This is a genomic window from Roseateles sp. AC306, from assembly GCF_979253795.1.
On sequence record NZ_CEEDEB010000087.1, the window covers coordinates 1 to 265 of the forward strand.

General features: G+C 54.3%; 1 protein-coding gene. It reads left to right on the forward strand.

The features are described from left to right. Window positions 1–265: hypothetical protein (locus AC0IZJ_RS28500; RefSeq protein WP_471855629.1), on the forward strand; the 265-nt coding region annotated here is incomplete at both ends.

Here is a 265-nt window from a genome sequence, read left to right on the forward strand (position 1 = left end):
GTTGAAAGTGCGTGGCGAAGTGAACAAAGTCATTGAGCAAGCGCGTGCCGACAAGAAAGTGGGTGGCTCGCTGGAAGCGGCAGTAACCTTGTATGCAGAACCGGAACTGTCGGCGAAACTGACCGCGCTGGGCGATGAATTACGATTTGTCCTGTTGACCTCCGGCGCTACCGTTGCAGACTATAACGACGCACCTGCTGATGCTCAGCAGAGCGAAGTACTCAAAGGGCTGAAAGTCGCGTTGAGTAAAGCCGAAGGTGAGAAG